Origin of the sequence: Paenibacillus silvestris, from assembly GCF_009882985.1 — a bacterium.
Taxonomy (GTDB): domain Bacteria; phylum Bacillota; class Bacilli; order Paenibacillales; family NBRC-103111; genus Paenibacillus_E; species Paenibacillus_E silvestris.
Window position 1 is genome coordinate 175,214 of the sequence record NZ_WTUZ01000038.1, and the last position, 23,840, is coordinate 199,053.

Consider the following 23,840-nt stretch of genomic DNA (forward strand, 5'->3'; position numbering starts at 1 on the left):
CTTAGCTTTGCATAATGCGCTGAACGGAATAAACGTCTTTCACACGTTTAATTTTCTCAACAACCGACTGCAAATGATCGATATTTTTGATCAAAATCGTCATGTGAATCGTGGCCATCTTATTTTTATCGGAACGGCCTGACACTGCCGAAATCATCGTCTTACTCTCGGAAACGGCCTGAAGCACCTCGTTTAAGAAACCACGGCGGTCATGCCCTGTAATTTCAATTTCCACATTGAAATTGGATTCCACTGCTTCAGCCCAGTCGACCTCAATCACCCGTTCTTCTTCGCCCATGCTCGTTGGGATATTCGTACAATCCGAGCGGTGCACGGACACGCCTCGTCCTCTAGTGACATAACCAATGATCAAGTCACCTGGCACAGGGTTACAGCAACGTGCAAAACGCACAAGGAGGTTGTCTACTCCTTTTACCCGCACGCCGTTCGTAGGTCGGCTTTTGCGCTCTGTCGCGGATTGCGACTTAACTTCCTTGACCTCCGTAGAAAGTTGAAGCACTTGTGCTTCTTCCGCTTCTTTACGCAGCTTCTCTGTCAGTTTCGTGCAAATTTGTGCAGCTGTTATACCGCCAAAGCCAACAGCCGACAGCATATCTTCAATATCGTTGAAATTGAACTTCTTCGCCGCTTCGATCATCTTATCATCGCTCATCAAGGTCGGCGGATCTATAGCCAGGCGCTTGAGCTCGCGCTCAATCATGTCTTTGCCTTTTTCGACGTTCTCTTCGCGTTTCTCTTTCTTGAACCACTGCTTAATTTTACTGCGGGCATGCGAGGATTGCGCAAGCTTGATCCAGTCCTGACTAGGTCCGTAGGAGTGTTTGGACGTCAAAATTTCAATGATATCCCCTGTTTTCAACTTGTGATCCAATGGCACAATGCGGGAATTGACCTTGGCTCCAATAGTCCGATTTCCGACCTCCGTATGAATACGGTAAGCAAAATCCAAAGGTACCGAACCAGCCGGAAGCTCAATGACTTCCCCTTTTGGCGTAAATACAAATACAAGATCGGAGAAGAAGTCCATTTTCATGGATTCCATAAATTCCGAAGCATCATTCGTTTCATGCTGAAGTTCCAAAATTTCACGGAACCAGCTCATCTTGTCTTCAAAAGTGCCGGATGGAACAACAGATCCGCCTTCTTTGTAGGCCCAATGTGCAGCAATACCGAACTCGGACGTTCTATGCATTTCCCAAGTGCGGATCTGAACCTCCAAAGGCTCTCCCTTGGGACCTATCACTGTAGTATGAAGAGACTGGTACATATTCGGTTTAGGCATGGCGATATAATCTTTGAATCGTCCAGGCATCGGTTTCCACAATGTATGAATAATGCCCAAAGAAGCATAACAATCTTTGATGCCGTCGACAATTACGCGCAGCGCCATGAGATCATAAATCTCATTGAACTGTTTGCCGCGGGAACTCATTTTTTTATAAATACTGTAGAGATGTTTGGGCCTTCCGGAAATATCTCCTTGAATGCCCATCTCATCCAGCTTCTCTTTGATGCTATGAATGACGTCTTCAATATATTGCTCACGCTCGGTCCGCTTCTTCTGCATCAGATTCACGATCCGGTAATACTGCTGCGGATTCAAATAACGGAGGGCTATATCCTCCATTTCCCACTTGATCGTGGAAATCCCAAGTCTATGTGCAATCGGACAGAAAATCTCCAGCGTTTCCTCCGCTATGCGGCGCTGGCTTTCCTCCGATTGGTATTTCAATGTGCGCATGTTATGCAGCCGATCCGCCAGTTTAATCAGAATAACGCGGATATCCTGCGCCATGGCAACAAACATTTTGCGGTAGTTCTCGTTCTGCTGCTCTTCCTTGGACTTGAACTTAATCCGTTCGAGCTTCGTCAAACCATCTACAAGCATTGCGCAAGTTTTCCCGAATTTATCTAAGACAGTTTCAAGTGAAACTGTTGTATCTTCAACGACATCATGCAGAAGCGCCGCAATCACGGATGTGACGTCCATCTGCATGTTCACCAATATATCTGCAACAGCGAGTGGATGCAGAATATAGGGCTCCCCCGATTTGCGCACTTGGCCATGATGGGCTTCATCCGCGAACTCATAGGCCTCCCGTATCCTCTGCAAATCATTCTCTTTCAGATAGGTGGCTGCCTTCTCTAACAGCTGCTCTATACCCATGCATCTACCCATTCCCTTTAGAGGTTTAAAAAGCGAACTTTTTAATCACTCATCTATAGTCGATTTTTATTCATTATGCCTGCAAGGCAGGCTCCGCGTCAACTATGCCATGCTAACCTTTCGACAAAAAACATCATTTTGCCTCAAATCCTATGAAATATTCCTTCCTAACGGCCTATATCTAAGTACAAAAAAGAATCGAATGAAACATTCGATTCTTCGCTTTATTTTAATATTGAACTAAGGAAACCACATCTATACCCTTAAACTTATTTCGGCCTTCCAAATAGGAAAGTTCGATCAAGAACGCTGCTCCTACAATATCTCCGCCAAGCTGCTCAATCAAGTCAATCGAGGATTGAATCGTTCCGCCAGTTGCCAGCAGGTCATCGGCAATCAGAACTTTTTGACCAGGCTTGATAGCATCCTTGTGCATGGCTAATTTATCTTTGCCATACTCCAAGGCATAATCCACTTCAATCGTCTCGCCTGGCAATTTGCCGCTTTTGCGAATCGGAATAAATCCTACGCCAAGTGCATAAGCAAGCGGAGCGCCAATTACGAAGCCACGTGCCTCTGGTCCCGCGATGACATCAATTTCTTTCTCTTTGATCAATTCTTTCAGTTGATCAATTGCTTCTTTGTAGACCGCACCGTTCTGAAGCAGCGTGGTGATATCCTTGAAACGGATACCTGGTTGCGGAAAGTCCGGGATGACGCGAATGTACTCTTTGAAATTCATATAATTTCCTCCAATATGTGGTTTTCTTTATTGATATGCTGGGCAATCCACTGCTCTAATTCTTTGGCTGAAGAATACATCACGACGGATTCAACTTCCTGACGATTCATTCTATGCTGATAAATACGGGATGCCGTAAGATCTTTCTTCGCTGGTGACGCGTGCAGTTTAACGAAAGCCCCTTGTCTTTCAATAAACGCTAACTCCTCAAATACGGATAAAATGAATTGAATCATAGCTGGCGACAAGCCCGATCTTTTGCTAAATGAGGTCATTAGACGAACATCCTGCACATTCAATGAGCCTTCTTTTTGCAAAGTTCCGTACATCATCTTGAACATTTCGCGAGAAGGCAGTGTGCTTCCGCTGTCAGGACCTAACTCTGCGAATACGGGATAACAGCGCATCATGCCAAGGGCTTGCTCTATAACGCTTTGTAAGCTAGCTAAACTCCTAGGGATCGTATAGAGAATGATATCCTTCATTTGAGCAAAATCCAGCTGGCTGGCTGTTTCATTACCTGGCCGTAATCGCCCGCTGTCTTGAACGACCCAGTAAGGGATGGAGTCGCCAATTTGGAACGATGTGGCAGCAAAAGCTTTCACGTCAGTCTCATCAAAGAGAACGACACCTGGTACTTGATTCTTTGCGTTGCTTGTAGTCAGGTTATTTTGAAGCATATTCAGCTTGGCGCTTAATTGCCCCGCTCCACGCCAATCAAAGAGCTGCATATGCGTGATCTTCAAATCCTGCATAACAATTTGCGGCTTGCGGACGCCATTCCACTCATTGATGGACAGCTCGCCAAGCACATCAACCTTAGCAGCTTGCGTGATAAGTCCTGACAGACTGCCTTTGCCGAAACCAACGGCTTCCACTGAACAGCTTATTTCATCTTTGGCCTGCGAGAGTGCAAGCTTCAGATGCTGCTTCTCTTTGCCCATGGTCCGGATATCGTCGAGTGATAAATCGGTGAACATGAACCTAGGCGCCGGGTTGCCCATGCCAAAGGGAGCAAGCTTCTCCAATCCCTCAATGCTGGCAATCGGAACATCGGGCAAGCTGCACACGGCATCAGCCTTCAAAAGCGGAATAAAATCCTGCTCCGTCAGTGTTGCAGCTGCAAGCTCATTCAGCTTATGTGTGAAAGCCTCCAAATGGCTGCTGCTTAAGCTCATTCCTGCTGCCGCTTGATGGCCACCGTAGTGGTCCAGCCACTCTTCACAGACCGTCAGAGCCTTGTGTAAATCAAAGCCAGCAATGGAGCGTGCTGAACCTTTGGCGATGCCTGTCTGCGGATCTATGCTCAGCACTAAGGTTGGCCGGTAAAATCTGTCCACGATTTTGGAGGCTACAATGCCGACTACGCCAACATTCCAGCCTTCCTTCGCAACGACGATCACTTTGTCCAAACCTTGGGCCTGCTGCTCCTCAGCCAGAACAAAGGCTTCTTTCACCATGTCTTCAACGATAAGCTGACGTTCTTTATTCAACATATCCAATTCAAAAGCAATTTGCTCTGCCTCGGTTTCATTGGATGTCGTCAATAGCTTAACAGCGATATCAGCCGCTTCCAATCTTCCGCTGGCATTGATTCTTGGCGCGAGCGAGAAGCCAATGTGCCCTGCTGTCACTTCTTTGCGCTCAATGCCCGAAACGCCAATGAGACTGCGGAAACCTGCGTAAGCCGAGTCCTGCATGCGCTGCAGACCTTGTTTGACGATCAATCGGTTCTCGCCATTCAGCGGCATTAAATCCGCCACGGTACCAAGTGCCGCAAATTCCAGCAGTTCCTCTGGCAGCCTACCTAACAAAGCATGGGCCAACTTGAAAGCAACCCCAACACCTGCAAGGTGCTTATAGGGATAAGGGCAACCTGGCTTCTTAGGATTGATAACGGACAAAGCTTGTGGAAGGTGCTCAGGAGGCTCATGGTGATCCGTTACGATTACATCTATGCCTAACTCTTGACAGTAGGCGATTTCTTGAACGGCACTAATGCCTGTGTCCACGGTAATTAATAGATCTACACCTTGCTCTTTGGCCAGAGCCATCGCTGATCGATTCAGACCATAGCCTTCACGAATGCGATGCGGGATATACGTATCGAACCGGGCGCCTAAGCCTTTTAACAAATGATACATAAGCGATGTACTGCTTACGCCGTCTGCATCATAGTCCCCATATATTCGAATAAATTCATTGTTCTGAAGTGCTGTCCGGATACGTTCAACAGCCGGAAGCATCCCGTCGAGCAGATACGGATCATGATAATACTGAACTCCGCCATGAATAAATTGCTCGGCTTCAGGTACCGTCCGAATGTCTCGGAGAACAAGCAGTCGGGCCACAAGCGGGTCGATCTGCAGCTCGCGCACAAAAGTTTCTATGAGCATCTCATCTGCATTGCCAATGCTCCATCTTGCCTTTGGTGCTAGCACTTGTGTGTCCTCCTCAGCGTTTTGCATTGTATAAAATTAGTGTATAACAGATGGGAGCTCGCTGAGCTCTGAATCTGTTGAATGTTTATAGGGATAGCCAGCATCATAAGGGGCTACATGGACATACACATCCGAAACATGATGGAATCTTTTCATCAACTGCTGTTTGACCCTTTTGGAAACTTCGTGACCTTCCCAAACCGATACCCTTGGATTCACGCTGATTTTGACGGAAACCACTACATAATGACCGTGCTCTCTGGCCCTTAAGTCATCGACGGTGATCACACCTTTAATCAGCTGCACAACGGCAATCAGATCGTCAGCATCCTCCTGCTGTAGAACGTACTCTTGCTTCCTATGTAAAGCTTCCTTGACAAGCGAATACCCCATTTTCAAAATCAAAAGAGAAATAATGATTCCTGCTATCGGATCCAAATAGGAAAGGGATGATACATGTAAAAGGTTAGCCAGCGTTGTGCCGAATACTCCGATAAGAGCCACAATAGTAGAGTATATATCGGAACGATGCCCTCTGCCATTAGCAATTAATTCCTGAGAGCCCATTTGTTTGCCCATACGGTTCACGTATTGATACATGATTTCTTTGACAACTAGCGAAAGTCCAAGCACAGCGAGCGCGTAATTCTTGTCAGTATGTTCTTGGGTGGACCCCAAGGCATTTATCGCTGAAATTCCCATCTCGACGCCGATAATAAGAACGACGATAGCTAACAGAATGCTTGCGATAGAAACATTCTTTTCTGAACCCTGGGCATGCAGCTCCTCTGGAGGCTGTTGATCCGATCTCAAACGTATTCGTGCAGCAGATGAAGCTATTGCTCTCGATGCCGAATGTGCAGCATCAGCTAACAAGGCTGAGCTCTGCGCCATAATCCCAACAATACCTTTCAGACACGCAAGAGCTGCATGACCGATGATGCCGCCCCATACGGCAAGCTCCGTTTTTTGAAAACGCTCGTCTTTCACGCTGACACTCCCCCTGAACGGATACAAAGGCCGCGCAACATTCACGCGGCCGGTTATTATGGTTATTACGCTGCAGCTTTCTTTTTAGAACTACGTAGCGATTTTCTTTTCAAGAGGTACCATAGGGAACAAGCAATAACGATGGAAGAGTAAGCACCACTCGTTAATCCGACTAGCTTAGCAAGTGCGAACAACTTGATGGACTCGCTTCCGAAAATGTACAAACAGCCAGCCGCGATCAATACGACGAGAACCGTATTAATATTACGTGCCATCGTCTGCCAAATACTGTCGTTCACCAGAGCAATGAGATCTTCGTCTGTTTTAAGCTTAGCGAATCTGAGATTTTCACGGATACGGTCAAAAATAACGATTTTATCATTGATGGAATAACCGATTGTCGTCAAGACCGCCGCGAGAAACGGAAGGTTCACTTCCAGACGGAAAATCGCAAAAACTGCGATAACCATGAATGCGTCGTGAAGAATGGCAATAATGGCAGCAATCGCAAAACGCCACTCAAAACGGATACTAACATACACACAAATCAATACGCTGGCAATTGCTACCGCATAAACGGCTTTTAACAGCAATTCTTTGGCTAATTGCGGGTCAACCGTATTGATCTCTTTGGAGACTTCAACGCCGTAAGCTGTTGCAAATGCTTTTTGGATTTTATTAACCGCGTCATCGTTAAGCACGTCATCGAAGCGGATCGAGACGCGATCACTATTGTTCCCGCCGATTGTCGGGTCTGCATGGTGCGATTTCACGTCACCGCTCGCCCCAAGACCATTCAAAATCTCATCAACTTTGGCTTTATCAAGCTGCTTCCCTACGACCAGATCGATATTCGTTCCTGCTTTGAAATCGACCCCGAAGTTCATACCCGAGAACAGCATAACAGCTAATCCTATGATAAGAAGAACAATCGAAATACCAAAAAATCTGTTTCGTGATCTTACAAAATCAAACTTTTTCTTAGAGTCCACGGATTTCTGCCTCCTTCACACCGAAATAACTTGGCTTTTTCAGCAAGTTGCCTCGTATGATCAGATGGAGCAGCCATCTGGAGAAAAGAACGTTTGTTAAGATACTGATAATAATACTTAACATCGTGATAACCGCGAATCCGCGAATTGCGCCGTTCCCTACATAGTAAAGAACAATACCGGCAATCAAGTTAGTAACGTTAGCGTCCATAATCGTACGGAAGGAATGCTTGGAGCCTGCTTTCAAGGAGGAAAGAATGCTCTTGCCCGCCCGAATTTCTTCACGGATTCTTTCGTATGTAATAATGTTCGCATCAACGGCCATACCTGCTCCGAGTACAAGGGCCGCAATACCCGGCAGCGTTAAGGTTGCATTCATAAAGTCGAAGACCGCAAGAAGAACCCAAACGTACGTAATAAGTGTGAAAGCCGCAACAAGTCCCGGTGCCCGATAATACAGGACCATGAAGAGGAAAATCAGGATCGATGCAATCAATCCAGCTCGCGCTGTTTGGTGCAAGGATGCTTGTCCTAACGTTGCATCAACACGTTGAATATATTTTTCCGTTAACTTTAGCGGCATTGCCCCCAAGTTAATCATTTTCGCTACTTTAGTCGCTTCCGTTACACTTGTTTGTGTAATGATCGCTGAATCACTGTCGATCGGGAAATTAACGGATGCTGTTGATTGCACTTGATCATCTAGGTAGATGGACAATGTGCTGCCTACTAGCTTAGTCGTTACTTCCTTGAATTTCTCTCTGCTTTTCATTTTGATCTCTACAATCGGCTGCTTCGTGTTGGGATCGTAGCTTAATTTCGCTGCGTTCTCCACGAAATCAGTACCATTCATGTAAACTGTCCCATCCGGGCCTCTGAAGGTAAGAACAGATGGTTTGGACATCAACGTTCTAACTTCTTCTTCGTTCTCCACACCTGCAAGACGCACACGAATTCGATCTGATCCTTCTGGGTAGACCTCTGGTTCTGCTACACCAAGGGTGTCAGCCCGTTTGGCAAGACTTTCCGCCGCTTCGGTAAGCGTTTCCTTCGTTAAAGGCTGCCCAGCCGTTAGAGGCTCCGCGGTGTACAAGATTTCAAAACCGCCTTTTAAATCTAAACCAAGCTTGATTCGTTCTACAAGTCTAGGGCTTGTTGCTCCGATTGCACCGAGAACAATAACAACCGTAAGAAAAAAGAACGATATTCTTTTCCAATCCAGCATCTCTTGCTTGTCTCCCTTCGATACTCAATATGCCTATTATATACAGGTCTGAAAATCGAGTCAATTTAAGTCGTTACATGAAAAAATAAGCCCTATTCTTAGAATTGGGCCCCTCTATACATGCTTATCGTCATCCAGTTCATAAACTGGGTCGATTTCAGTGATAAAATGTCGTTCACGATTTGATGAAGAGAAGGGACACCCGTTTTACGGTATTTGTCACTCACACAATCCCAGATCTCTTTTCCAGTGACATGTTCATAGCCAAGCAGTACAAATTCTTCAACTTTGCTCAAACATAGATTCTCGATAATCTCATTCAGTTCAAGATCGGAGAGGACAACTTCTGCTTCCTCCTCGTCAGCTTTATGGGGGGCTGACTCACTTTCCTCAAGCTCTGTATTCGTCTTGTCCTCAGGATGATGAGGAACTTGATCATTATCTTCTCCATTCATAGAGAGATCCTCCTAAGGTCAGTTTATCATGGTTAACTTGACATGTTATTCGATATTCACCTGTCCATTTCCTGCCTAATATCGACCTGTCCATAAAATGTTAGCATGAGCTTGACCAACTCCCGCATATTCATAGGATAAGACAAGTATCGGAAGAGGGTATGGCATGACCAAGCAGTCATTTATCAGGGGCACGATGATTCTTTTGGCCGCAGGCATATTGAACCGTATTCTCGGCTTCATACCTAGAATTACTTTGCCGCGTGTCATCGGCGCAGAAGGCATTGGCATTTATCAAATGGGCTGGCCTTTCCTTTCCGTCATCTTGACGATCATAACAGGAGGAATCCCTATAGCGATTGCCAAGCTGATTGCTGAAGCCGAAACCGAACGTAACGAATCGAGAATTCGCAGTATTCTTCGCATATCGTTAGCCATTACAGTTGGCCTGAGCATCGTATTTACAATTGTTTGCGTCGCGGGAGCCTCCTGGATCACCTCCCATCTGTTAACCGATTCTCGGGTTTATTACACCTTCTTATGTATGAGCCCAATGATTCCGATCATCGGGGTCTCCGCTGTTTATCGCGGATATTTTCAAGGCAGACAGAACATGATTCCTACGGCCACGTCACAGATCATGGAAACACTGATTCGCATTGTGATGGTCCTTGTTTGCTCGTATGTAATGATCCCTTACGGGATCGAATATGCCGCCGCAGGCGCCATGGTAGGCGTTCTGGCCGGTGAAATCGGCGGACTAGCCGTCCTTGCCATCCATTTCAAGTATGATAAGAAATCATCCCCGAAAATACCTGTCGCCCAGATTGGAACAACCAAAACGAATGGCCGGCTGGCTAACTTCCGTCGAATTATGCGCATTTCCATCCCGATTACAGGCAGTAAATTAATTGGGGCAAGCTCTTATTTGTTCGAATCTATTCTAATTGCACAAAGCCTAGCTATCGCAGGTATCGCCACTTCGCTGGCAACAGCGCAATATGGCGCGTTGCAAGGTATGATTATCCCCATTATCCTGCTGCCAAGTGCTCTGACAATGTCTTTATCGGTCTCGCTTGTCCCTTCCTTAAGTGAAGCCGCTGCACGCAAAGATATGAAAACCATCCATGCGCGACTGCATCAATCCTTAAAACTGGCTTTAGTTACGGGTGCTCCGTTCGCAGTCATCATGTTCGTGTTGGCTGAGCCCATTTGCAGGTATATGTACAATCAACCTGATGTGGGTGTCATGCTGAAAATGATGGCTCCTATTGCCATATTCATTTATTTTCAAGCGCCTTTGCAATCAACTCTGCAAGCTTTGAACAAACCCGGATCCGCTTTGATTAATACCTTGATAGGCTCTACCGTCAAGCTCATTCTTATTTACTGGCTGGCAAGCAAGCCGGAGCTCGGTATTCAAGGAGCTGTTTTTGCGATCAATGTAAATATTGTGTTGGTAACGCTCCTGCATTGGAACAGCGTTGTGCGTTTGCTGAAGTTTCGTATGGAAGGCAGTGATTTTGGGAAAATTGGAGCGGCCATGGCCCTCTCCGGTCTAGCCTGTTACTTCATCATGTATATACCGTGGACTTCAGTTGAGTGGCTTCGCTTCTTAGCTTCTTCACTCGTGGGATTTATCATTTATATGTTTGCCATTACGGTTTTCCGATTGATTAGTTTGAAGGATCTGACCCGCATCATGAACATGGGCAAAAAAATGATCCGCTAATTCTATCTCTTGCGGTCGAGAAACATTCTCCCTCTGTGATCAATGGAGCAGTAAAACACTTCTTTGAAATCACGCGCTCCTTTGAATTGAAGCTGATTTTTTAGCCAAAATCTCGTTTTGCCTATTTTCTCTAAATTATCATCCTGCACTTTGCCATCCATAATGAGAGGCAGCGGAAGACCTTCGTATCGAATCGTGCCTTTTAGGCCTTGTTCGTCTATCGCTGTCTCCGCCTCTTTCGCTTTCAAGCTTTTCTCCACTACGCTTAACTTCCCCGAAGGCTCAAGAACGGCAAATTCCACATCCGCGACATTCATGATCTTATTCTGCCTTAGCTGCTGCATCAAATCATCCAGGTTATAACGGTGTTTCTTCATTTCATCACGGTCGATCAACCCTTGTTTAATGATCACGCTGGGTTTCCCGTCAAATAGAATCCGGAGATTTCTATTTTTCAGTGTGACATAAGCGATGATGATTTGGATGAGCACCAGCGTCGCCATCGGGACAATCCCATCCATGACAGGCTTCTCGACATCTTCAAGCACGAATACAGCAATTTCCGCAATCATAATCGAAATAACCAGATCAAACAGCGATAATTTCCCGATTTCTCGTTTCCCCATGAGTCGGAGCATTAGAAAAACGACAAAGTAGATCAGCACGGTACGTAAAAAAATGGTCAGAATATCCATCGATAGCCTCCCTGATCTAAGCTTCTTGCTTGTTCTCGGAGTTCACTGGTATTCTGACCGCTGATGCACTTCATCATGCAGATTTTACGTATTCAATTGTTGGGAATTAGAGCAGAAATAACTTGAAATAGATCGTGGCTACGATGCATAAAACCAAGGAGATTGGCCCTGCAATCATGAAATAGTTACGAGGATTCAGCCCTCCTCCTTCTTGTTCAGTGAGTGCTGCCGCATACATGTTCGCTATCGAACCAAAGAGCGTAACCCCGCTTCCAATCGCAGTCCCTACAATGATTGACCACCATAGCGGCTGGATGGAGACTTGAGAGAAACTCTGTAGTTCCGTTCCTAAATGTTCGATCACCGGAATCATAGCCGCGGTGAAAGGAACATAATCCACAACCGATGATCCGAAGCCTGTTAGCCATAACAAAAGGATGGACAAGAACGAAACAGAGCCTTGGCTTAGTTCCAGTCCTCTTACAGCAATGAATCCTGATATCCCCGCATACGTTAATCCACCAACCATGATAAATAATCCTAGGAAAAACAATCCTTGTGTTTCAAGTACACCACTCCAGACGGAACGGTAATCTCTCTTTTTGACAAGTTGGACTAAGTCGTTGTAGTTGAGCGCGAGCAGCGCGACTGCTCCACCTGCAGCAATGTAGGAAGCTTGCCATCCCAAGATACCCTGCAATAAAAAAGCCAGAAGCGTCGCTCCAGCTATGACACAACCACCAAAAAATTGGACACGATCTTCTGCTAAGTAGGCATCCGGCTGTAAGCTAAGAACCTCTCGCTTGTACGTTTCAGGAATAATCATTTTCCTGCCATAGAGAAACCAAATCGCGAAGTACACGATCGCTAGCATAAGAATTACAAGGGGTCCTATCTTCATAAGTATTTGTCCTGTTGAAATATGCTCCGCTGCACCAATCAATCTATTGGACCAATTGCCCATAAGCGTCGCTGCACCACCAAGATTCGCTGATAAAAGAACAGCTATAAGAAAAGGAACAGGCGACAGTTTCATCATCTTCGTCGTTTTGAGCAGGATCGGAACAATAATAGCAATCGCGAGCAAAGCATTTAAAAAGGCGGAAGTTGCAGCTGCCAGAATCGACAAACTTACTAGAATCGTAAAAGGCTGTAAGCGAAACACACGTATGATTTTGCTAGCCGTAAAAGCGATAAGTCCTGTTTTCTGAAAAAGGCTAGCTATCACAAATAAACTAATAAGAAAGATAAGAACATGCCAATTGGCGTAGGTCGTAAAGGCTTTCCCGAGCGGAACAATGCCCAGCAGAAGCATCAGTACAGCTCCCCCAAGCGCCGTATACATACGGTCCCACTTCTCAATTAACATACAAACATAAGCGGCAATAAAAATAATAAGAGCTGCAATAGCCTGCCATAGAGCGGGTCCTTGAGAAAATTCCGTCATAATTATTCACCTTCCCTTTGAACAGTCTGTACTAATTCTATGTGCTTGGCCATACAATGATGATAATGAAAAGAACGAATATACGAAAGGATTGGTGCCTGTGAACCCCATGAAAACGGTCAGTCAGGTTCGAATAACTTCCCCTTTATTTTCCGGACTTGCCTATTCATTAAGCATGATGACAATTGGGACAATAGTAACATCGTTATTTTTGCTGTTGACTAGCACACAAGAGAGCTCCTTGCATACGTTAACTACGATTATCCATGCTGTTGCGCTGTTTATCGGAGGCTGGGTTTCAGGCAAAAGAGCCGGTAACCGCGGCTGGTACCACGGGGGACTCGTCGGATTCGTCTATTTTATCCTTATTTTCTTGGTTGGCTTTCTAGCTTTTGACGCAGGACTTAATCTTCAATCCTTGCAATTGCTCGGTATTTTATTCGCAGCAGGAGCACTTGGAGGCATCCTTGGCGTTAACACAACGAAATAAGACGTTTCCGTGAAAATATCACCATCCCCCTTTGATTGTGGTATAATATCATAGTTATATTCGCAATAATTTCCAATATTAGGGGGAAAACACCATGAGCCCGTTTCAGTCTATGACACATGCAACGGTCTATATAGTTATTACAGTCATTATCTTTCTAATTGCCGCCACACGAAAAAACCCGTTCGTCATCGCCGGAAGCTTCGTACAAGAAATATTCACGTCCCGGAAGTATCTCCTTCATTTCGCTGCACTCATCACGATTCTCTTCTTCAATAAGCTCGAGATGTGGGTCGAGAAAAGAATTGATTATAAAGCTGATTTTACCAAATCTATCTACGGCATTGAAGGAAACTTTGTTTCAGCAATTCAACATTTCTTCCATAATGATATTTTGACCGTGGTAAGTAGTTATTTCTATGTCGTTGTCTTTCCGTCCGTCATGATTGCATCTATTGCCCTTTATACGTTCAAGAAAAATTATAAGCTGTTTTACGCAATTTGTTACGCACTCATGTTCAACTATATGATAGCCATTCCGTTTTATCTGTTCTTCCCAGTTAACGAAGTATGGTCGTTTCATCCAAGTGTTAAGCTGCTTATTCTTGATGTATTTCCTACCTTCGAGCAAGATTATCGCCCGCTTTCGGGGCTCGATAATTGCTTCCCTAGCCTGCATACATCGATCTCCGTATCGATGGCTGTCATTGCTGTGAAGAGCCGCAATACATTCTGGAAAATTTTCGTACCGATTTCTTCCGCCTTCATCATTTTCACGATTTTTTATCTCGGTATCCACTGGTTATCCGATATGTGTGCCGGTGTCGTGCTTGGTGTTGTAGCTGCAAGACTGGGACTGCGCATTTCCGAAGGACGCCTGATTCTTGGCGAACAAGCGCTGCTTAAACGTTCCTTAAAAAATAATGAGCTTTAAAGCCAAACAAAAAGCGAGAGCCTGATGAAGGTTCTCGCTTTTTTATTTTATTCCTTTGCTGTTGATTGTGAAACAGCATTGATGGCAGAACGATCAAAAGTCATTTTCGTTGCATCGTTGACACGAAGCACACAAATGTCGTCAGTGATCTCCATAATCGTGCCGTGAAGACCGCCAATCGTAACGACCTTATCTCCTTTTTTCAAAGAACCAAGCATTGAACTACGTGTTTTCTGTCTTTTTTGCTGTGGACGAATAAGTAAGAAATAGAGAACTACAAACATGAGCACTAGCGGCCCGTATGTATACAAATATCCTACCGCTCCAGTATTCGCAGCTTGAGTATCAGCTAATAGAAACATAGGTATCCTCCTCTCTTAAAATCCTCTTTCATTATCATTCAGCCCATAAGAAGCAAAGAATTCATCACGGAAATCGAGCAAGCGATCTTCCATGATGGCCCCCCTTACGTCACGCATAAGCTGTAGTAGAAAGTGAAGGTTATGAATCGTTGTTAATCTGATTCCAAAGGTTTCATCCGCTTTAATTAAATGACGAATATAAGCTCTGCTGTAATTTGTGCAGGTATAACACGAACATTTGGGATCCAGTGGGCCAAAGTCAGTCGCATGCTTTGCATTCCGAATCACAAGGCGACCTTCACTTGTCATGCAAGTCCCATTTCTGGCAATCCTCGTAGGCAGTACGCAGTCGAACATATCGATCCCGCGGATAGCGCCTTCAATTAAGGCATCGGGAGAACCAACTCCCATTAGATAACGTGGTTTGTTAGCCGGCATCAAAGGTGTTGTATAATCAAGTACTTCATACATCAAATGCTTAGGCTCTCCAACGCTCAGTCCACCAATAGCATACCCCGGGAAATCCATGGAAGTCAACTGTTCCGCGCTCATTCTGCGCAGGTCTTCATGCATCCCGCCTTGGATAATTGCGAACAGACCTTGGTCTTCTGGTCGGCTATGACTTTTCAAGCAGCGCTCTGCCCAACGTGTTGTACGTTCCAATGATTTCTTAACATAATCGTACTCTGCCGGGAATGGAGGGCACTCATCAAAAGCCATCATAATATCAGAACCAAGTGCGTTTTGAATCTCCATTGCTACCTCAGGCGAGAGAAAAAGCTTGTCACCGTTCAGATGGGACTTAAAAGTAACACCCTCTTCAGTGATTTTGCGCATGTTGCTCAGGCTAAATACTTGAAAACCACCGCTATCTGTTAAAATAGGGCGATCCCAGTTCATGAATTTGTGCAATCCGCCAGCGGCTTTTACGATCTCATGCCCAGGACGAATGAATAGATGATAGGTATTACTCAAAATAATTTGAGCATCCATCGTTTTCAACTCTTCTGGACTCATCGTTTTCACGGTCGCTTGCGTCCCTACCGGCATGAAAGCTGGTGTTTCAACTACACCATGAGGCGTGTGAACCCGACCCAGACGGGCACCGGATTGTTTACAAGTTTTAATCGGTTCGTACGTTACTGCTGCTGCCATTACATCCACTTCCTATTCTAATCTTTGTTTCTATTAGTAAATGAGCATTGCGTCCCCAAAGCTGAAAAAGCGGTATTGCTCTCGAACAGCTTCCTCATAAGCCTGCATCACATTCGTCCTGCCAGCTAGAGCACTAATCAGCATAAGCAGGGTTGATTTCGGCAAATGGAAATTCGTTAAAAGAGCGTCCACAACCCCAAAGGTATAACCTGGATAAATAAAAATACTCGTCCATCCCTGCGAAGGCTGGATCACTAATTGCTCCCCGGCTTTGTTGCCATCTTGCTCACGGCTGAGACCTGCAGCGGTTTCCAACGTTCTTGCAGAAGTCGTTCCTACAGCAACAACACGGTTCCCCTTCGCTTTGGTTTCATTGATCGCTGCTGCTGTTTCTTCAGAAAGCACATAATATTCCGCGTGCATTTGATGCTCTTCAATCGTATCTACGGATACAGGACGGAATGTTCCTAATCCAACATGCAGGGTGACGAACGCTAGACGAATCCCCTTCGCTTTCAGCTTATCCAAGTAAGCCTCTGTGAAGTGAAGTCCTGCCGTCGGCGCCGCGGCTGAGCCCTCATGCTTCGCATACACAGTCTGATAGCGTTCGCGCTCCGGCAGCTGCTCCTTAATATAAGGAGGCAGAGGCATTTCCCCTAATCGATCCAAAATTTCATTAAAAATGCCCTTATAACTGAATTGAAGCACGCGTGCTCCCATGTCTCCCACTTCGACGACTTCCGCCGTTAATAGCGGCTCATCATTCTGCGCGCCATCTTGGTTGATGCCAAAAACGGCTACAGCCCCCAGCTGCATGCGCTTCCCAGGCTTTACCAAGGCCTCCCAGCGATCCTCACCGAGCTGTTTCAACAGCAAAAGTTCAACCTTAGCTCCTGTGTCTTTCTTCACGCCAAAGAGCCGTGCTGGAATGACTCGTGTATCATTCATCACGAGCAAGTCCCCGGCTTCTAGATAATCGATAAGCTGCTCAAAAGTCTGATGACCTATTGCTCCGGTCTCTTTATTCAGCGTAAGCAGTCTAGACGCCGTGCGATCAAGCAGCGGCGTCTGGGCAATCAATGATTCAGGTAATTCAAAGTCAAATGCTTGTACATCCATGTGTGTGTATTCATTCCTTAGTTATGTTGACTCCAGCATAATATGTCTGAAGTATTTTTTTATAATCATAGCCTTGTTCAGCGAAACCTCTTGCTCCCCATTGGGACATTCCTAAGCCATGACCGTAACCTGTGCCACGGAACATGAATTGTTTGCTGCCTTGCGTTGGTGTAACGGAAGGTGTGCCTGGAGTGCTTGGTGTACTTGGCTTATCCGTTGGTTTAGCCAATCCTGCAGTGCCTAAAGCTGTCAAATCTGTCTTGTTTAGTACCGTAGGCTGGGATTGATTACCGGAGAGCACATAGACGGAGTCAGTGCTAATAGTGCCTGTTTGGGCACTTCCTCCCCCCACGATCGCCAGGTTCGTTCCTTGCGGGGTATTACCAGTATAACTTCCTGCTCCTTCAATTTCAAACAGGGTGCTGGGCAAGCCGCCAAGCACAGTGCGCAAAGCGTCCGGATAGGGCACTTTCACCACAACGCCATTTGCTTTGAGCTCTGTAACCCTACCAGATGGACCGCGTGCAGATATTTCTAATGAGGTTAGTTCCCCGTTAATCGGCACTCCTGCAGCAGTTAATTTACTTTTCATCTCACTCGCCGAATAAGGCCCTCTGGTCCATGAGTAGGCATTAGACTCTTTTTCCTGACCTACGACTAGTACTCTTTCCTTTAAAGCAAGCTGATCGATCGAAGGATTTGCTGTATTATCCACATACGGCGCCAAACGAACATTTACGTTCTGATCGGTAGACTCATAGTAGGGAGTTCCGTTCTTATCCTTCTGACCGCTATCCTTCAAATACTCAGCAGATACATAGCCCAACCGGCCATCCGCCAATTGAATGCGGTACCAGGTCGCTTTGCCTTTTTCGGCTCCTTGATCAGGACTAACTACACTGCGCAAATAGCTAAGAGGATTTCCCCAAACCTCGGATGGATCTGCTGTCTTCCCACCGGAATTCGATGAGAACACGGGAGAAATCAATCCGCTTTTATCTGAAATGACTTCATCTTTCGTGGCATCAACCGCTTGATTGCCAGCTGCGAATTCTTTTTGCATACCGTAATAAGCTTGATCTAGCGTCGTATCCGACACTTGAGCGATTTCATATTTATTCCCCTGTTTAATAACAAACGTGCGGGCAGCGACCGCTTGTGCCTTCAATGCCTCTGCTGGCCATCCAGAGCTAAGCTCCGCTCCTAACACGCCATATAAGTAGGACTCCATCGGCACTTCATTCACCAAGGCTAATTTATTCTGATATGTACTTATTTCCATGTCGCCACGGTACTTGCGGTCTGCCTTTTCCTTCACTGTGATCGCTTCACTTTTGGAGTGAATCAACGTTTTCTGCTGTCCTGCTCCTGCTGCGAAATGTGGGACAGGCGTGGCTCCATTCGGTGACGCTGTTACATCTGATTTGCGAATGAGATAGGATGCTTTGGTATTGGCGACTTGCAAAGGAATTGTAGGAACAGCACTCATTGCGGCCTGCTTCACTACTTCCAGCTGAGCAGGAGTCGCTTCATTACCAATCCATACACTATAAGCTGGCTTGCCTGACGTATCTTCTTGCATGACCAAGTCCGCTTGAATGCCCGCTCCAGTATAAACAGCCGTTTGCTGCAAAGCAGCAGCCTCTGACGCAAACGTACCCGCGCTTAAGTGCAGCGGACCTGTTATCACAGGAGGAGCTTGCTTCGTGAACGCAGCTACAGTCGCATCTCTAAGCGCTTGGGTTGAAGCGCTTTCTGCTGCTTCCTTCGTAGGCAAGCTGCCGTAAAATACCTGAAACACCGTTTTCCCTAGCTTCACCCGGCTTAGCACATAACTATCTGCCGACATCGTAGCAAGCTTGGCACTTAATCCCTTAGCTGCCGTAAAGTCCGCCGTTTCCAGCATCATGACACTGTACTGATCTAGCGACGTGCGGATGGTACTCTCTTGCACGGAAAGCCATAACTGCTCAGCCACACCGGCTGAACTGCGCACGCTTATATCCATGCCGCCTGTTGAGCTGAGCGTGGTAACCGGTTCGATTAATTTATATTTGGCCGAATCTATGAATAAGGCAACACGCACTTCATCCAAATGTGATAATCCCGCTGCATGCGCAGGAATAGCCACCACTTGAACTGTCCCAAAAGTTAAAGCAGCCGTCGTAATCAAAGCTAGTGTCCTAGGGGCTAACCGCTTTTTTGTTTGTTTCATTCGACAATATTTCCTTTCTTTTGCAGCATTCTACTAAGTTAGACTCTAGTAAACCGCAGAAGTTTTGTTTCGTAGCAGAATAAAAGGTATAGGTGTGGAAATGGTCATGCATCGCACCAATCGTAACTCAACCGTTAGCAGCCCCATCCCACCAATAGCTGCTCAGCCACCAGTTCCCCAAGCCAACAACAACTCATCTCCCAGCATCCGTGTATCTCGTGTTCTGTAACGGACTCAGAGGCCGTTATTTGGGTAAATCCAGCTAGATTGAGGTGCTAACGGACCGAGGTGGCGTTATTCATGGACTTTGTCGCTGTTTTGGGCAAGTTCATGCTCAATAGCGGCTCCTGAGTCCGTTAGATGCTACTTTTGCGACAAAAGTGGCAAATAGGTCATCTCAGTCCGTTAGCCTGCGGCGCATGCTCCCGAGGGGTAAGCTAGTAGCTGGGGGTCGCGGGGAGTGAACACGAAGACGACGAAAAAAAGGAGCCTCTCGGCTCCTTCTCCTGTTCCTATGACCGTTGTTCCGGCACGGGCAAGCCTAGATGATGATAGGCCTGCGGCGTAACAGTCCGCCCTCTCGGGGTACGCTGCAAAAATCCGATTTGCAGCAGATAAGGCTCGTAGACGTCTTCGATCGTCTGACTCTCCTCACCGATGGTAGCAGCGATCGTCTCCAGCCCTACAGGGCCTCCCTGGAAGCTCTGAATGATCGCCCTAAGCATCTTATGGTCGATCTCATCCAGACCGAGGTCATCGATCTGGATGCGCTGCAGCGCCTCTTTGGCGATGTCCAACGTGATGATGCCATCGCCCTTCACCTGCGCGAAGTCGCGAACCCGCTTCAGCAAGCGGTTCGCAATACGCGGTGTTCCCCGCGAGCGCATGCCGATCTCGCGCGCAGCCTCACCGACGATGCCGACCTGCAGGATGTCGGCCGTGCGGGAGACGATGTAGGTGAGCTCCTCCACCGTATAAAATTCCAGCCGGCTGACGACTCCGAAACGGTCGCGCAGCGGCGCAGACAACAAACCGACGCGCGTCGTCGCGCCGATCAGCGTAAACGACGGCAAGTCCAGCCGCACCGAGCGTGCGCTCGGCCCCTTGCCGATAATAATATCAAGGGCAAAGTCCTCCATCGCCGGATACAACACTTCTTCCACCGTACGGTGGAGGCGGTGAATCTCGTCGATGAACAGCACGTCGCCCTCCTGCAGATTCGTCAGGATGGCAGCCAAATCCCCCGGCCGCTCAATAGCGGGACCGGAGGTCGTTCGAATGCTCACGCCAAGCTCGTTCGCTATGATATTGGACAGGGTCGTCTTCCCTAGTCCTGGTGGTCCATAAAGCAGCACATGATCGAGCGCTTCCTTGCGCATCTTGGCGGCTTCAATATAAATCTTGAGGTTCTCCTTAGCCTGCTTCTGGCCGATATATTCAGCCAAATAACGGGGACGCAGGCTGTACTCTATGACATTGTCCTCCATCATCAAATTAGCTGATATAATCCGGTCATTATCCATGGTGATCCTCCTAAGAGCTTTCCTTTCCTTAGGAAAGCTTTCTTCATTGATAGGAAAGTACGAGCTCAGGTAAGCTAATACTTGCTACATCGTATACAAAGCTTGCAGAGCAAGCTTCATCAAAACATCGACAGAATCCGAAGGGTTTGCTTTTGGCTTCACTTGCAGCCAAGCGCGATCCGTTTCTGCTTCTGTGTAACCAAGTGTCATCAATGCTTCTTTCGCTTCCGTCCAAACCTGACCGCCCTCTGTAAGCTGCGCTGAGCCCACTACACTTAAAGCTACAGCCGCTTCGGGACTTGAGAACGTCACTGAACCTAATTTGTCCTTGAGGTCCAAAATAATCCGCTGCGCCGTCTTTTTGCCGATGCCAGGCAGCTTCGTCAGGAAAGCTAAGTTTTCTTGGCTAATCGCCAAAATAACAGCCTCTGGTCTTCCGCCTGCCGCAAGAATGCCCAAAGCTACCTTCGGACCAATCCCCGTTACATCCAGCAGTAGACGGAATAAAGCCTGCTCATCTCGGGAGATAAAACCGAACAGCAAATGTGCATCTTCCCTTACGTGATAATGGATGAACATAGTAACATCCTCATTATCCTTATGCGAAAGCGCATAGGGATTAGGACAAAATACTCGATAACCTACACCGTTTACATCCAGTACAGCGTACTCACTCTCGCGCAGCGCAACTTTTCCTCGTAAGAAATCTATCATCTTTTCCTGACCTCATTTATTCTAGATTGCAAAGCAGAAGAATGGGCATGGCAAATAGCGATCGCCAGAGCATCCGCTACATCATCAGGCTTGGGCACCTGCGATAGTTTGAGTAATATTTTGACCATTTCCTGGACTTGACGCTTCTCCGCATTGCCGTACCCGACAACGGACTGCTTCACCTGCAGCGGCGTATACTCCGCAATCGGCAGACCTGCCTGAACGCCGGCTAGAATCATGACACCACGCGCTTGACCTACGGTAAAGGCCGTCGTTACATTGCGGTTAAAAAAGAGCTTCTCTATGGACATAGCGTCCGGTTTATACTTTTCTATCAATTGCGTTGTAGCGTCATAGACATCCTTCAGTCTCAGACCTGGATCGGTATGTGCTTCCGTCTGAATTGAACCGTACTGCACAGGAACAAGCTTGCTGCCAATCTTGTCAATAAAACCAAAACCTACAATCGCGATACCCGGATCAATCCCCAGAATACGCACAGCATTTCTCTCCCATCCAAAAAAAGCGAACATATGTAGTCATTTCTCATTATAGCAGATAACAAAAAAAAGAGATAGACATGGGATTCCCCCACATCTACCTCAACTTTTTTGCTCATTTATGGCCTTGTCATCGCTTTTTCTGTTTCTTCCACGGCATAATCGCTGAAGGTTGATAATACGCTATTATACTCCTCCATATCAGAGATGCGAATCCCCTCGCGAAGCTTCTCCACCGTATCTGGGGGCAGGCTGCTTTCTAGATGCTTGATGTTTAATTGAAAAAATGTCCGTATAACGTTATCCTTCGCAGGAGTTCCGTTAAACAACGAAAGATTGCTGCTGCCATCAATGCCGAATACCGCTTTCTCCTTGCAAGCCGGAGACAAATCATCGATATTTTCGGTAAATGTGACCTCGCCGTTCGGACTGACGCTAAGCAGCCAGTTCGGATTTTTCATTTGCATACTAAGCAGTTGCTCTGAGGTTTGCTGACCGAGGGTACTCTTCTCTTCTCCGCAAACGTATGACTTAAGCAAGTAGCTTTCTCTGGTATCTGTAATCCGCTTCAGCGTCGCTTCCGCTTCTTTCAATCGTTCATCATCTTCCGGCGTTAATTGAGCCATCGTAGCTTGAGTCGGAGAATGATCTGAACCTGACAAACTGCCTGTTGCATATCCTATCCAACAAACCGTACCTACAAGGAAGATCATCCCTAATGTCAACCAACTGCGTTTCCAGCGCAGCCTTCTTTTCCAATGCTTCAAAAAACGTTGTACATTCACTGGTATCCCCTTCTATTCTCTTTTTCCGTATTGTTTCCATTTGCATGAGCCGCTATACATCATTTACCATAGAGAGAGTAGCATCAAACCAATCAAGACGGACGGTGAAGCTCTATCATGAAAGGTAAAAGAAAAATTAAGCGTACAACTCTCCTGATTATTGGGGTTGTCCTATTGTGGGGAGTCGTAGCCATTTGGAATGAAGTGCTCAAAATTGAAAAAAACGTGTCCACACCACGTTCAACTTCAGCCTCATATCCGACCACAGACATGAAAAGTAACCAAACATCCATAAATCCGGCAACAAATGGAAATATACTGAGTATAAAATAGCTATAAAATTTGACTGTAGCCACAGAAATGATATAGTCAGAAGTAGATGAAATATTCTCATACTTATCCATGGAAAACGATATATATTTGAAAAAGGCTGCCAGCCGGTTTTCTTAAAGAAAACGCTAAGCCTAATCTTTCGAAGACGGTTTTCTTACGAAAACTCTAAGGAGGGGAAACACCATGAATGTTGCAGAACTGCAATTAATTCAATTATCCAGACGAGGCGATCGCAATGCTTTCGTTGAATTAGTCGAGTTATACCGTAACAAAATACAAAAGCTTGCTTTTCGTATGCTTCATAATAGACCTGATTCGGAGGATATCGTTCAAGAGACATTTATTCGCGTTTACTTGAATTTGAATCACTACGACGAGAGCCAGAACTTCTCTACTTGGATTTATCGGATCGGCAAAAATGTTGCCATTGATTTGCTGCGCAAAAAGCGGCCTGTTCAATCCTTAGATGCTGAACTGAACGATCACGATGATGATTACAGCTATTACAGCAAACTTGCAAGCCAGGATCAGTCACCTGAACACGCTGTTCTGCAAACAGAGATTCAAGATCACATGCACACTTCCATCAATAAACTGGCCGACAAATATAAAAGTGTTATTACCCTTTACTATCTGGAAGAGCTTTCTCTTCAAGAAATTAGTACGAAGCTTAATTTGCCTATTACTACGGTCAAGACACGACTCCACCGTGGGCGTGAGCTGCTCCGCAAGAAATGGGGCATGAATTTCGTTGTCGGCCTCATGGTCTTCTTCACCATTGGCATGATCGCTTAACTATTGCG

At 46.2% G+C, this 23,840-nt stretch carries 21 protein-coding genes; 4 read left to right on the plus strand and 17 right to left on the minus strand.

Features of this window, described 5'->3' with window-relative positions; translation table 11 throughout:
* Nucleotide 1 precedes the first annotated feature (1 nt).
* The 7 genes from GQF01_RS29300 to GQF01_RS36945 all read right to left on the minus strand — a co-directional run bounded on the left by GQF01_RS29300 (nucleotide 2) and on the right by GQF01_RS36945 (nucleotide 9,033).
* Nucleotides 2-2,188 (minus strand): RelA/SpoT family protein, encoded by a 2,187-nt coding sequence (locus GQF01_RS29300; RefSeq protein WP_161410510.1) that lies wholly within the window; start codon nucleotides 2,186-2,188, stop codon nucleotides 2-4.
* A gap of 229 nt (nucleotides 2,189-2,417) precedes the next feature.
* Complete coding sequence (locus GQF01_RS29305) at nucleotides 2,418-2,930, minus strand: adenine phosphoribosyltransferase (RefSeq protein WP_161410512.1); 513 nt, start codon at nucleotides 2,928-2,930, stop codon at nucleotides 2,418-2,420.
* Nucleotides 2,927-5,371, minus strand: a complete 2,445-nt coding sequence (gene recJ, locus GQF01_RS29310) for a single-stranded-DNA-specific exonuclease RecJ (protein WP_161410514.1) — start codon at nucleotides 5,369-5,371, stop codon at nucleotides 2,927-2,929. The genes GQF01_RS29305 and recJ overlap by 4 nt, the downstream gene beginning before the upstream one ends.
* Before the next feature lie 36 nt (nucleotides 5,372-5,407).
* Entirely contained in the window at nucleotides 5,408-6,361 is a 954-nt protein-coding gene (locus GQF01_RS29315; RefSeq protein ID WP_161410516.1) for a cation diffusion facilitator family transporter, read from the minus strand.
* Between the two features lie 65 nt (nucleotides 6,362-6,426).
* Complete coding sequence (secF, locus tag GQF01_RS29320; protein WP_161410518.1) at nucleotides 6,427-7,353, minus strand: protein translocase subunit SecF; 927 nt, start codon at nucleotides 7,351-7,353, stop codon at nucleotides 6,427-6,429.
* On the minus strand, nucleotides 7,343-8,575 hold the full coding sequence (secD, locus tag GQF01_RS29325) for a protein translocase subunit SecD (protein WP_161410582.1): 1,233 nt from the start codon (nucleotides 8,573-8,575) through the stop codon (nucleotides 7,343-7,345). Before secD ends, secF begins: the two co-directional genes overlap by 11 nt.
* 101 nt (nucleotides 8,576-8,676) lie before the next feature.
* On the minus strand, nucleotides 8,677-9,033 hold the full coding sequence (locus tag GQF01_RS36945; RefSeq protein ID WP_161410520.1) for a post-transcriptional regulator: 357 nt from the start codon (nucleotides 9,031-9,033) through the stop codon (nucleotides 8,677-8,679).
* A 166-nt stretch (nucleotides 9,034-9,199) separates the two neighbouring features.
* Between GQF01_RS36945 and spoVB the strand changes: the two genes are divergently transcribed.
* On the plus strand, nucleotides 9,200-10,765 hold the full coding sequence (gene spoVB, locus GQF01_RS29335) for a stage V sporulation protein B (protein WP_161410522.1): 1,566 nt from the start codon (nucleotides 9,200-9,202) through the stop codon (nucleotides 10,763-10,765).
* Between the two features lie 2 nt (nucleotides 10,766-10,767).
* On the opposite strand, the gene GQF01_RS29340 is transcribed toward spoVB, so the two are convergent.
* Together GQF01_RS29340 and GQF01_RS29345 are read right to left on the minus strand one after the other, a co-directional pair.
* Complete coding sequence (locus tag GQF01_RS29340) at nucleotides 10,768-11,460, minus strand: DUF421 domain-containing protein (RefSeq protein WP_161410524.1); 693 nt, start codon at nucleotides 11,458-11,460, stop codon at nucleotides 10,768-10,770.
* A 106-nt stretch (nucleotides 11,461-11,566) separates the two neighbouring features.
* Complete coding sequence (locus GQF01_RS29345) at nucleotides 11,567-12,907, minus strand: ArsB/NhaD family transporter (protein ID WP_161410525.1); 1,341 nt, start codon at nucleotides 12,905-12,907, stop codon at nucleotides 11,567-11,569.
* A gap of 109 nt (nucleotides 12,908-13,016) precedes the next feature.
* Here GQF01_RS29345 and GQF01_RS29350 point away from each other — a divergent pair, with 109 nt between their 5' ends.
* Together GQF01_RS29350 and GQF01_RS29355 are read left to right on the plus strand one after the other, a co-directional pair.
* Nucleotides 13,017-13,397: a TIGR04086 family membrane protein gene (locus GQF01_RS29350; RefSeq protein WP_202556767.1), complete on the plus strand. Its 381-nt coding sequence runs from the start codon at nucleotides 13,017-13,019 to the stop codon at nucleotides 13,395-13,397.
* A gap of 94 nt (nucleotides 13,398-13,491) precedes the next feature.
* The gene (locus GQF01_RS29355; protein WP_161410530.1) at nucleotides 13,492-14,331 is read left to right on the plus strand and encodes a phosphatase PAP2 family protein; all 840 of its coding nucleotides are present in this window, start codon (nucleotides 13,492-13,494) and stop codon (nucleotides 14,329-14,331) included.
* Between the two features lie 47 nt (nucleotides 14,332-14,378).
* On the opposite strand, the gene yajC is transcribed toward GQF01_RS29355, so the two are convergent.
* From yajC to GQF01_RS36950, 8 genes are all read right to left on the minus strand, one after another.
* Nucleotides 14,379-14,693, minus strand: a complete 315-nt coding sequence (gene yajC / locus GQF01_RS29360) for a preprotein translocase subunit YajC (RefSeq protein ID WP_161410531.1) — start codon at nucleotides 14,691-14,693, stop codon at nucleotides 14,379-14,381.
* A gap of 15 nt (nucleotides 14,694-14,708) precedes the next feature.
* Nucleotides 14,709-15,848, minus strand: coding sequence for a tRNA guanosine(34) transglycosylase Tgt (gene tgt / locus GQF01_RS29365; RefSeq protein WP_145661417.1), 1,140 nt, complete (start codon nucleotides 15,846-15,848; stop codon nucleotides 14,709-14,711).
* A gap of 33 nt (nucleotides 15,849-15,881) precedes the next feature.
* Nucleotides 15,882-16,967 (minus strand): tRNA preQ1(34) S-adenosylmethionine ribosyltransferase-isomerase QueA, encoded by a 1,086-nt coding sequence (gene queA, locus GQF01_RS29370; protein ID WP_161410533.1) that lies wholly within the window; start codon nucleotides 16,965-16,967, stop codon nucleotides 15,882-15,884.
* A 10-nt stretch (nucleotides 16,968-16,977) separates the two neighbouring features.
* Entirely contained in the window at nucleotides 16,978-19,182 is a 2,205-nt protein-coding gene (locus tag GQF01_RS29375; RefSeq protein WP_161410535.1) for a SpoIID/LytB domain-containing protein, read from the minus strand.
* Between the two features lie 512 nt (nucleotides 19,183-19,694).
* Entirely contained in the window at nucleotides 19,695-20,705 is a 1,011-nt protein-coding gene (ruvB, locus tag GQF01_RS29380) for a Holliday junction branch migration DNA helicase RuvB (RefSeq protein WP_161410537.1), read from the minus strand.
* Between the two features lie 84 nt (nucleotides 20,706-20,789).
* The gene (gene ruvA / locus GQF01_RS29385) at nucleotides 20,790-21,419 is read right to left on the minus strand and encodes a Holliday junction branch migration protein RuvA (protein ID WP_161410539.1); all 630 of its coding nucleotides are present in this window, start codon (nucleotides 21,417-21,419) and stop codon (nucleotides 20,790-20,792) included.
* Nucleotides 21,416-21,919, minus strand: a complete 504-nt coding sequence (gene ruvC, locus GQF01_RS29390; protein ID WP_145661431.1) for a crossover junction endodeoxyribonuclease RuvC — start codon at nucleotides 21,917-21,919, stop codon at nucleotides 21,416-21,418. Before ruvC ends, ruvA begins: the two co-directional genes overlap by 4 nt.
* Nucleotides 21,920-22,038: 119 nt before the next feature.
* Nucleotides 22,039-22,704 carry a BofC C-terminal domain-containing protein gene (locus GQF01_RS36950; RefSeq protein WP_161410541.1) on the minus strand — a complete coding sequence of 222 codons (666 nt, stop codon included), beginning with the start codon at nucleotides 22,702-22,704 and terminating at the stop codon, nucleotides 22,039-22,041.
* Between the two features lie 516 nt (nucleotides 22,705-23,220).
* On the opposite strand from GQF01_RS36950, the gene sigW reads away from it, so the two are divergent.
* Entirely contained in the window at nucleotides 23,221-23,832 is a 612-nt protein-coding gene (gene sigW / locus GQF01_RS29400; protein WP_145661437.1) for an RNA polymerase sigma factor SigW, read from the plus strand.
* Nucleotides 23,833-23,840: the final 8 nt, after the last annotated feature.

Bases quoted from the DNA above. Each gene is read 5' to 3' on its own strand.
- GQF01_RS29305 (WP_161410512.1), bottom strand. From the start codon at position 2,930: ATGAATTTCAAAGAGTACATTCGCGTCATCCCGGACTTTCCGCAACCA.
- GQF01_RS29300 (WP_161410510.1), bottom strand. From the start codon at position 2,188: ATGGGTATAGAGCAGCTGTTAGAGAAGGCAGCCACCTATCTGAAAGAG.
- GQF01_RS29350 (WP_202556767.1), top strand. From the start codon at position 13,017: ATGAAAACGGTCAGTCAGGTTCGAATAACTTCCCCTTTATTTTCCGGA.
- sigW (WP_145661437.1), top strand. From the start codon at position 23,221: ATGAATGTTGCAGAACTGCAATTAATTCAATTATCCAGACGAGGCGAT.
- GQF01_RS29375 (WP_161410535.1), bottom strand. From the start codon at position 19,182: ATGAAACAAACAAAAAAGCGGTTAGCCCCTAGGACACTAGCTTTGATT.
- tgt (WP_145661417.1), bottom strand. From the start codon at position 15,848: ATGGCAGCAGCAGTAACGTACGAACCGATTAAAACTTGTAAACAATCC.
- ruvB (WP_161410537.1), bottom strand. From the start codon at position 20,705: ATGGATAATGACCGGATTATATCAGCTAATTTGATGATGGAGGACAAT.
- spoVB (WP_161410522.1), top strand. From the start codon at position 9,200: ATGACCAAGCAGTCATTTATCAGGGGCACGATGATTCTTTTGGCCGCA.
- GQF01_RS29355 (WP_161410530.1), top strand. From the start codon at position 13,492: ATGAGCCCGTTTCAGTCTATGACACATGCAACGGTCTATATAGTTATT.
- GQF01_RS36945 (WP_161410520.1), bottom strand. From the start codon at position 9,033: ATGAATGGAGAAGATAATGATCAAGTTCCTCATCATCCTGAGGACAAG.
- GQF01_RS29345 (WP_161410525.1), bottom strand. From the start codon at position 12,907: ATGACGGAATTTTCTCAAGGACCCGCTCTATGGCAGGCTATTGCAGCT.
- queA (WP_161410533.1), bottom strand. From the start codon at position 16,967: ATGGATGTACAAGCATTTGACTTTGAATTACCTGAATCATTGATTGCC.
- GQF01_RS29340 (WP_161410524.1), bottom strand. From the start codon at position 11,460: ATGGATATTCTGACCATTTTTTTACGTACCGTGCTGATCTACTTTGTC.
- yajC (WP_161410531.1), bottom strand. From the start codon at position 14,693: ATGTTTCTATTAGCTGATACTCAAGCTGCGAATACTGGAGCGGTAGGA.
- ruvA (WP_161410539.1), bottom strand. From the start codon at position 21,419: ATGATAGATTTCTTACGAGGAAAAGTTGCGCTGCGCGAGAGTGAGTAC.